Annotated in this window: 1 protein-coding gene; it reads left to right on the top strand. The window is 54.4% G+C overall.

The genetic code is table 11. The features are described from left to right. Positions 1–28: 28 nt before the first annotated feature. Positions 29–10,789 carry a non-ribosomal peptide synthetase gene (locus HGO23_RS09790; protein ID WP_209028752.1) on the top strand — a complete coding sequence of 3,587 codons (10,761 nt, stop codon included), beginning with the start codon at positions 29–31 and terminating at the stop codon, positions 10,787–10,789. Positions 10,790–10,953: the final 164 nt, after the last annotated feature.

Here is a 10,953-nt window from a genome sequence, read left to right as displayed (position 1 = left end):
AGTGAACAAAATGGACAAAATAAACAAAATGAATAATAACGAACAGAGACTAAATCAGTTAAAGCAGGCAGTACTTCAGAAAAAATTGAAAGGGAGAATTCCAGATAGGCAAATTGAGGAAAGATATCAGCTAACCAGTAGAACCAATCCCAAACAAGAATTGCCACTCTCCTGGGCGCAGCAGCGCTTATGGTTTTTGGCGCAACTCGACCCCGCGGCACAAACCGCCTATTACGTATCAGATGATTTACATCTGCACGGCGCCCTGGATCTGCCGGCCCTCACCGCGGCATTAGATCGCATTGTCGCCCGGCACGAAATCTTACGCACCACCTTCCGGCTGATCGACGGGCAAGCCCGGCAAATCATCGGCAAGCCGGACAGCGGGTTCGCCCTGACGGTCCACGATTTCAGTCAATTACCCGCCGCCGACCAGCACGCGGCCATTGAGGCCGCCGCGGAATGGGACGCCAGCCACCCCTTCGATTTTAGCACCGGGCCCCTGATACGCGCGCAATTACTGAAGCTCGCCGACCACCAGCACCGCCTGCTGTTAACCCAGCACCACATTATTACGGATGGCTGGTCCCTGAATATTCTGCTGCATGAACTGTCCACGCTTTACCAGGCCTTTACCCAGGGGCAGCCCGATCCGCTGCCGCCGTTGCCCGTGCAGTACGCCGATTATGCGCTGTGGCAGCGGCAATGGTTACAGGGGACGGTGCTGGACACGCAGCTGGCCTTCTGGCGCCAGGCGTTACACGGTATTCCGGCGTTACTGGCATTACCCACCGATCACGCCCGGCCCGCCGTGCAAAGTTACCGAGGCGACCAGGTTCCCTTTACCTTATCCCCGCCCCTCGTGGCCGCTTTAAAAGCCTTAAGCCAGCGGCATGGCACCACCCTGTTTATGACCCTGCTGACCGGCTGGGGGATTTTACTGGCCCGGTTAAGCGGCCAGCCGGATATCGTGATTGGCACGCCCGTGGCCAACCGCCAGCACAGTGCGTTAGAGCCGTTAATCGGCTTCTTTGTCAACACCCTGGCCTTAAGGGTCACGGTGGACGATAACCCCACCGTGCAAACCTTACTGGCCCGGGTAAAAACCCACACGGTGGCGGCGTATGCCCACCAGGATCTGCCGTTTGAACAGCTGGTCGAAGCCCTGCAACCCCCGCGCAGCCTGAGCCACAGCCCGCTCTTTCAGGTGATGTTTGCCCTGGATAACACCCCCAAAAATCACCGGTTCGACTTACCCGGGTTAACCCTGACCGAGGTGCCCGCGGCCCGCAACAATGCCCAGTTTGACCTGACGTTATCCCTGAATGAAACCGCCGCCGGGATCACCGGGGATCTGGAATACGCCACCGACCTGTTCGAGCGGGCGACCATTGAACGCCTCAGCGGCTACCTGACCCGGCTCTTAACGGCGATGGCCGCCGATGACCGCCAGCCCGTCGGATCCCTCCCGCTGCTGACCCCGGCACAGCGCCGCCAATTACTGACCCAGTTTAACGCCACCGCCCGGGCTTATCCGCGCGAGCCGCTTATCCACCAGCTGATTGAACAGCAGGCGGCCGCCACCCCCGCGGCCCTGGCCCTGGTGAGCGAGGCGGGCCAGCTCAGTTATGCCGACTTAAACCGGCACGCCAATCAGCTGGCCCATGCCCTCCGGGCCGCGGGGGCCCGCCCGGATGACCGCATCGCCCTGTGTGCCGAACGCAGCCTGTCTCTGATCATCGGGATGCTGGCCATCTTAAAGGCCGGTGCCAGTTACGTGCCGCTCGATCCCGACTACCCCACCGACCGGTTAACCTATATGCTGGCAGACAGCCAGCCGGTCCTGGTACTGACCCAGCGTCATCTGAGCGCCCGCCTGGCCAACACTGACCTGCCCCTTTGGGTACTGGACAGCGCAGACCATCACACGCACCTCGCCAGTCAGCCTCAAGACAATATTCCAATCACCGTCTCCGGCCTCACGCCCGCCAATCTGGCGTATGTGCTGTATACCTCCGGCTCGACCGGCCTGCCGAAAGGGGTGATGATTGAGCACCGGCAGGTCGTCAATTTTATTCAGGCGCAAATCCAGCTCACCGCCCTGACGCCGCGTGACCGGGTGCTGCAATTCGCTTCCTTCGGGTTTGATAATTCCGTGGCGGAAATCTTTCCCACCCTGGCGGTGGGTGCCACCCTGGTCTTGCGCCCGGCCCGCCTTAAAGTGCCGGATACCGACTTTATGGCCTTTCTGCACGAGCATCACATCACGGTGGTCGATTTGCCCACCGCGTTCTGGCATCTCTGGGCCCAGGAAGTCCGGGCAGGGCACAGCGGGCCCCCGCCCGCCCTGCGCTCCGTGGCCGCCAGCGGCGAAAAGGCGGAAGTGCGCCACCTGCAAGCCTGGTTAGCCAGCCCGGCGACCCAGGCCTGCCGCTGGATTAATATTTACGGCCCGACCGAAACCACCGTCAATGCCACCGCCTGCCCTTATGAGCCCGGCCATCCCGCGCCCGCTGACGATATCCCCATCGGCCGGCCGATGGCCAATACCACCGTCTATATCCTGGACCCCCAGGGGCAGCCCGTGCCTGTCGGGGTCACCGGCGAGCTCTATATCGGCGGCGAGGGGGTGGCCCGCGGCTACCTGCACCGCCCTGACCTGACCGCCGAACGGTTCCTGCCCGATCCCTTCCGCCCTGAGCCGGCCGCCCGGATGTACCGCACCGGGGATTTGGGTTACTGGCGGCCGGAGGGCACTATCCATTACCTGGGGCGCAATGATTTTCAGGTCAAACTCCGCGGATTCCGCATTGAACTGGGCGAAATCGAAACGCAGCTGGTGGCGTGTCCCGGGGTGAAGGACGCCCTGGTTATCGTCCGGGAAGATGACCCCGGGGATAAACGGCTGGTCGCGTATTTAGTCCCCGACGCCCCCCGGCCGCTGGATGCCACCCGCCTGCGGGACCAGCTCAGCCAGCACCTGGCCAGCTATATGATCCCCAGTGCCTTCGTGACCCTGGATGCCTTCCCGCTTAACCCGAGCGGCAAAATCGACCGCCGGGCTTTACCGGCCCCGGACCGGGCCGCCCGTGTCAGCCGGGACTATGTCGCCCCGCAGGGCGGGGCCGAGCGGCAACTGGCCGCGATTTGGCAAGCCCTGCTCCGGCTGGCCCAGGTCGGCCGCCACGATAATTTCTTTGAACTGGGCGGGCATTCGTTGCTGGTGGTCACCCTGATAGAGCAGCTGCGCCAGCACCACTGGACCCTGCCGGTCAGCGCCGTGTTTGCCGCCCCGACCCTGGCCGCCATGGCCCAACAGCTGACCCATGAACCGGCGGACAGCCCCCTCCCGGACGTGCCCGCCAGCCTGATCCCGCCGGACTGCTCGGCCATCACCCCGGCGATGTTACCGCTGCTGACCCTGACCCAGGCCCAGATTGACCCGGTCGTCGCCCGGGTCGCCGGCGGCGCGCGCAATGTGCAAGACATGTATCCCCTCGGGCCCTTGCAGGAAGGGATTTTATTCCATTATTTACTGGAAACCCGCGGCGACACCTACCTGGACCGCCAGTTTATCCGCTTCGACAGCCGCCCGCGGCTGGAGGCGTTCTTACAGGCCCTGCAACAGGTGATCGACCGCCATGATATTTTGCGCAGTGCGGTCCACTGGCAGGGCTTGCCCGAGCCCGTGCAGGTGGTGTACCGCCAGGCCCCCCTGCCCCGGACCGAAACCGTGCTGGCCCCCGGGGAGGCGGCCGAACAGCAGTTACGCCGCCTGACGGACACCCGCCTGACCCGCTTGGATATCACCCGGGCCCCGTTATTAGCCGCCACCTTCGCGCAAGAGCCCGGCAGCGCCCACTGGCTTCTGGCCCTGCAACACCATCACCTGGTGTGTGATCACCTGTCCCTGGACATCATCTTTAGTGAGATGCAGGCGCTGCTCGCCGGCCAGGGCGACACGCTGCCCCCGTCACTGCCTTACCGGCACTTTATTGCCCAAACCCGGGCAGTGCCGGCTGAAACCCACCAGGCTTACTTCCGGCAGCTGCTGGGGGATATGGCAGAGCCGACCCTGCCGTTCGGCCTGGCCGACACCCAAAACCTCCCTGCCGATATCACCGAAGCCGTGATGCCGCTGGATAACGCGCTCAGCCAGCAGATAACCGCGTGTGCCCGCCAGCAGGGGGTCAGCGCCGCGGTCTTGTTCCATGTCGCCTGGGCCCAGGTGCTGGCGCTGTGCAGCGGGCAGGACGATATTGTGTTCGGCACGGTGTTACTCGGGCGCTTGCAGGGCGGGGCCGGGACGGCACAGATATTCGGCATGCTGATCAATACCCTGCCGGTCCGTATTACGCTCCAGGATCGTACGGTGCAGCAAACGGTGCAGGCCACCCATCAGCAGCTCAGTGCCCTGCTGGCGCACGAGCAAACACCGCTGGCCCTGGCGCAGCGGTGCAGCGGCATTCCGGCCCCGCAGCCCCTCTTCAGCAGCTTACTCAATTTCCGCCACAGCCAGCGGGACCCCGGGCCCGCCGCCTCGCCGGCCTGGGCCGGGATCCAGGTTCTTTCCGATGAAGAACACAGCAACTACCCGTTATCGCTGGATGTGGATGCCTTTGAGGACGGGTTTGCGTTAACCGCCCAGTGCCCGCAGCACCTGAATCCGGCCCGCATTAATCACTATATGGTGTCGGCATTAAGCCAGCTGGTGAGCGCCCTGCACACCGCCCCGGCCCGCGCTATCCGGTCCCTGACTATCTTACCGGACGAGGAACGCACCCGGTTACTGGTGGCCTTTAATCCGGCGGCGGTCACGGCAGCGCCGGCCGGCCTGCTGCACCAGGCTGTTGAGCAGCAGGCCGCCCGCACCCCGGCGGCCACCGCCCTGGTCTGGGGCGACACGTCACTCAGTTACGCCGCGCTCAACCGGCGCGCCAATCAGCTGGCCCATGCCCTGATAGCCGCCGGCGTGCGGCCCGATGACCGGGTGGCAATTTACGCCGAGCGCAGCGTAACGCTGATGATTGGCCTGCTGGCTATCCTCAAAGCGGGGGCCGGTTATGTGCCGCTGGCCACCGACCACCCGCGCGAACGCCTGGCGTATCTGCTGTCAGACAGTGCGCCGGTTTTACTGCTGACGCAAACCCATTTACACCCGCACCTGCCTGACACCGCCGTGCCCACCTGGTGCCTGGATGAGGCCCGCCAGCAGGCCACCCTTGAGACGTCTGCGGCGGAGAACCCGGACCCGGCCCGGCTGGGGTTACAGCCGCATCATCTGGCCTACGTGATTTACACCTCCGGTTCGACCGGGTTACCGAAAGGGGTGATGATTGAACACCGCAATGTGACAAGCTTTGTCGCCGCGCAGTTGCAGGCCAATCCCCTTACCGCCCGCGACCGGGTGTTGCAATTTACCGCGGTGGCATTTGATACCGCGGTCTCGGAAATCTTCCCGACCTTCGCCGCCGGGGCCAGCTTAATCCTGCGGCCCGACGCCCTGCAAGTCCCCGACAGCGCATTTAGCGCGTTTCTGCACGCACAGAAAATCACCGCCCTGGATGTGCCGGCGGCGTTCTGGCACCTGTGGGTGCAGGAGCTGGCCGCCGGCCGGTGCCCTTTCAGCCCTTATTTACGCACGGTGACGGTGGGCGGCGAAAAAGTGGAGGCCCGCCACTTACAAACGTGGCAGGCGTTACCCGAGACACAGCCGTGCCGCTGGTTTAACGCCTATGGGCCGACGGAAACCACCGTCACGGCCACCGCCTGGGCAGGGGATAACGCCGGGCCGGCCCCGCACAGGCCTGCTCTCACGGCCGCCGTCCCGATTGGCCGCCCGCTGGCCAACAGTAAAATCTATATCCTGGATGCACACGGCCAGCCGGTGCCTGTCGGGGTCACGGGGGAAATTTATGTGGGGGGCGCGGGGGTCGCCCGCGGTTATCTGCACCGCCCTGACCTGACCGCCGAACGGTTTATCCGTGATCCGTTCAGTGCCCAGCCGGGGGCGCGCATGTACCGGACCGGGGATCTGGGGCAATGGCTGCCGGAGGGCAATATCCACTATCTGGGGCGCAATGATTTTCAGGTCAAGATCCGCGGATTCCGCATTGAACTGGGGGAAATTGAAACGCAGCTGACGGCGTGCCCGGGGGTTAAAGATGCTGTGGTTATAGCGCGTGAAGAAAAGGACGGTAATACCAATCTAGTAGCTTACATTATTCCACAGTCAGATATCACGCCGGATGCCATTCAGTTGCGTGAGCAATTAGGTAAACATTTAATGGAATATATGCTGCCTAGTATATTTGTGACATTGGATGCTTTTCCACTTACCCCAAATGGAAAAATAGATCGCAAGGCATTGCCAACACCTAAACACACAGATGTCATCAGTCGTGAATATCAAGCTCCTGTCAACACAACTGAACAGCAACTAGCCACTATCTGGCAAAATCTGCTACAACTGGAACAGGTAGGACGTCATGATAACTTTTTTGAATTAGGAGGACATTCTTTACTGGTCGTTGGCCTAATAGAGCAACTGCGCCAACACGGCTTTACATTGCAAGTCAGTGCCGTATTTTCATTTCCCGTCTTAGCAGATATGGCAAAACATCTAATTAATAAGACCACTGATGATTCTACAGCACAAATCATTCCACCTAATCTGATCACAAATGATAGTCAAACTATCACACCAGATATGTTGCCATTGGTGTCACTAACACAAGAGCAAATTGATCAAATCGTTGCCAGCGCGGCTGGGGGTGTTAGTAATATTCAAGATATTTACCCATTGGGGCCATTACAAGAAGGGATTCTGTTTCACCATTTACTGGAAACAAAAGGTGACATTTATCTGGATAATATGATGATAGCCTTTGACTATCGTGCGAGGCTGGAGACATTTTTGCAAGCACTACAGCAGATAATCAACCGTCACGATATCTTACGTAGCGCGGTTCATTGGAATGATCTTCCTGAACCCGTGCAAGTTATTCATCGTCAAGCACATCTTCCTATTACCGAACTGACATTGTCACCCGAAGGTGAGGCTGAGCAGCAATTACTCCATCATACTGATCCACATTTGATACGTCTGAATATCACACAGGCTCCATTATTATCAGCCACCATTGCCAAAGATCCCCATAGCGGAAAATGGTTGCTGGCCTTGCTACATCACCATCTGGTTTGTGATCATCACTCACTGGAAATCATATTCAATGAAATTCAGGCAATACTCTTGGGGCAAGGTAATCAACTTCCCCCTCCTCTGCCTTACCGTAACTTTATCGCCCAGCTCCGCATGGTGCCTCTTGAGCAACACCAAGCTTACTTCCGCCAGCTTTTAGCTGATGTCGATGAACCGACTTTGCCTTTTGGTTTGTTGGAAGTTCATGGCGAAAACAGTGAACAGTTCGCAGAAGCTGAATTCGAATTAGAAACATCACTAGCACAAGCATTGCGAAATTGTGCTCAACAACAAGGAGTCAGTGCAGCAGTACTGTTCCACGTCGGCTGGGCACAAGTACTGGCACAATGCAGCGGACGAGATGATGTTGTTTTTGGCACTGTGCTGTTGGGACGTTTACAGGGGGTAGTCAATTCAGACAAAACTCTCGGTATGTTTATGAATACACTTCCCATCCGCATTAAATTAGGTGGTTTCACTGTGCAGCAAGTTGTTCAGCAAACTTACCAGGTATTGAGTGAATTATTGGAACACGAACAAGCTCCACTCTCATTGGCTCAACAATGCAGTGGCGTCAAGGCACCTTTACCTCTGTTTAACAGTCTGTTGAATTATCGCCACAGTCCAAATAATGATAACGACCAGAATACGCGATCTGCTGAGGAAGGTATCGAGCTGTTAAGTTCTAATGAACGTACCAACTACCCACTCAGTTTGGCAGTTGATGATACTGGACAGGGATTCACGCTGACTATGCAGTGTGTATCATTCCTTGATCCCAAACGGATTAACGCCTTCATGCACACTGTGCTATATGACTTAGTCGAGATTTTACAAAACTCACCAGAACATATCTGCCAACAATTGAACATTTTGCCACAGGAAGAGCGTATTCAACTCTTGCAAACATTCAACAATACTCATATTGAATATTCGCAAGATGATTTAATCCACCAACGCTTTGAGCAACAAGTGGAATATTCTCCTACAGCTATCGCCTTAATTTACGGCGATCAACAATTGTGTTACGACGAACTGAACCGAAAAGCTAATCAGCTAGCGCACTATTTAATTGAACTTGGTATACGTCCAGATGATCGGGTAGCAATTTGTGTTGAGCGCAGTCTGGATATGGTCATCGGCTTATTAGGCATATTGAAAGCGGGCGCGGGTTATGTTCCTCTTGATCCAGACTATCCTACTGAACGACTGTCCTATATGCTGTCAGACAGCCGGCCTGTAGTATTACTGACCCAATATGCCCTGCAAGCTCGTTTCTCCGATACAGAAGTTCCCTTATTGGTACTGGATGATAGCGAGTACCAAGCAAAGATCAGAAATCAGCCAGATTGTAATTTGTCAGCCTCTGATTTAGAAGTTACATCACGTAATCTAGCGTATGTACTGTATACCTCCGGCTCAACAGGGCTACCCAAAGGTGTAATGATAGAACATATTAGTGTGGTTAACCTGCTGCTCTCAATGCAAGAGATATTGCAAATTACTACCGACGACACAATGCTCTTCTCCACTACCATTGGTTTTGATATAGCCGGGCTGGAGCTTTATTTACCCTTATTCAGCGGCAGCCGTATTGTCTTAGCGCCATCACAAATAGCCAAAGATCCTGAACAATTGGCAGCATTAATTGCATTGCATAACATCAAAATTGTACAGGCAACACCTACTGCCTGGAGAATGTTGCTTGATTCTGGATGGATAGGTGCAAACGTCAAGGCATTAAGCGGGGGTGAAGCGTTATCTCACGAACTGGCACAACGTTTAAAACAAAAAGTCAGTAGCTTATGGAATCTGTATGGACCAACAGAAACAACTATCTGGTCAACAGCATCCACTAACATTTTGGCGGAGCAAATCAACCATCACACGAAATCTCAAATAACGATTGGTCGTCCAATAGCCAATACTCAAATTTATTTACTTAATAAACACAACCAGCCTGTCCCCATTGGAGTAATCGGTGAAATTCACATCGGAGGGATCGGAGTGGCTCGCGGTTATTTGAATCGTCCAGAACTTACCAATGAGCGTTTTGTTCATAATCCTTTCAGTGAGCAAGTTGATGCACGAATGTATAAAACAGGAGATTTAGGACGTTGGCTTCCTGATGGTACTATCGATTATCTCGGACGTAATGATTTTCAAGTCAAGATCCGTGGTTTTCGGATTGAACTGGGTGAAATTGAAGCCAAACTACTTGCCTATTCTGAGATCCAAGAAGCGATTGTGATGGTGCGTGAAGATATCATGCATGATAAGCGTCTAGTGGCTTATCTGGTTTTGCAGCCAGAAATAACTCTGAATCTGGAACAATTGCGGGAAACTTTACATACCAGTTTGCCCCACTATATGATCCCTAATGCTTTTGTAACATTAGATTCATTCCCACTAACGCCAAATGGTAAGTTGGATCGCCAATCTTTGCCATCACCAGATGCGTCTGCCGTGATTACTCAAGACTATGAAGCACCTATCGGTGAAATAGAGAATATTATTGCTGAAATTTGGCAAGAAAACCTCGGATTAGACCGCATTGGACGGCATGATCATTTCTTCGAACTCGGTGGGCACTCTCTACTGACATTGCAAATCGTTGCACGCTTACGCCGGGCTTTAAACATCAACATAGCAATACGAGATCTATTCCTTCACCCAACAATCAGTAAACTTGCCTGTTACCTCCAACAGCTTTTATCTGGTAGCCATCAGGAACAGCAAAAAAATGTAGTCACTATCCGCCAAGGTAAAGGTGAATCATCACTGCTTCTTGTCCATCCAGCAGGAGGTGGCATCCACTATACCTATGATCTTGCTTCTCATATTCATGATCAAGACATGACAATTTATGGCATTACCGCCAGTGACAGATTCGGAGATGAAAATCTTCAATTAACATTTAGCGAAATGGCTAAAGAATATATTACCTCTATTCGTCAGGCCCAAATATCGGGACCTTATACGATTGCTGGATGGTCAATCGGCGGAACTCTTGCATATGAAATAGCTAATCAATTGATAGCCGAGGGAGAAACTGTCGATTTCATAGGATTAATTGATTCGGTTGCTAGCTATCAAGATACATTCACTCAGGAAGATAAACAGGCTGGATTATTATTTAATGCAAAAAATACTTTGTATGATCTACTGGTGGAAGAGACAGATATCTCCCTTCATGTGGATGAGAAATTACAAAGGATTACAGATAAACATGACTACAATGCTCTACTGGCTTTTGCCCAGCAGAACGATTTACTACCACCTCACATTCCTTCAGATAATATTCTCTACTATCTGAGCCTTTATCATAATATTACGGTTGCGGCTTATCACTATACTGCCCCAACAAACATTGCTTCAGAAATACCTCTTCATGTCGTCTTATTCAGGGCAACAGAACAAAATGAGCAGCATAGTTATGCTCTTGGGTGGGAGGATGTCATTCCATCAGAACAGCTCTCTATTGTTCCTGTTGTTGGTTCTCATGAATCCATTATGAAGTTGCCGCATATCAAACATGTCGGTCAGGCCTTATTGAAAGCCATTATGGCGGCAAAAGAGAATTATTAACTGAATACCACCTCCTATGGAGGTGGTTAACAACAGGTTGGCTGCGCCAAAAATAATATCCCCTTCTATGAAGAGATGTTTTTACTATTACTGAGAAAAAAACATGATATTTGAAACGATAAGAATAAAATCCTGCCTTAAAATGTTTACCTTCATTTTTAGCT

The organism is Xenorhabdus budapestensis, from assembly GCF_017743015.1.
GTDB classification, from domain to species: domain Bacteria; phylum Pseudomonadota; class Gammaproteobacteria; order Enterobacterales; family Enterobacteriaceae; genus Xenorhabdus; species Xenorhabdus budapestensis.
The sequence above is the reverse complement of the archived record's forward strand: the minus strand, read 5'-3'. Positions and strand labels throughout refer to the sequence as shown.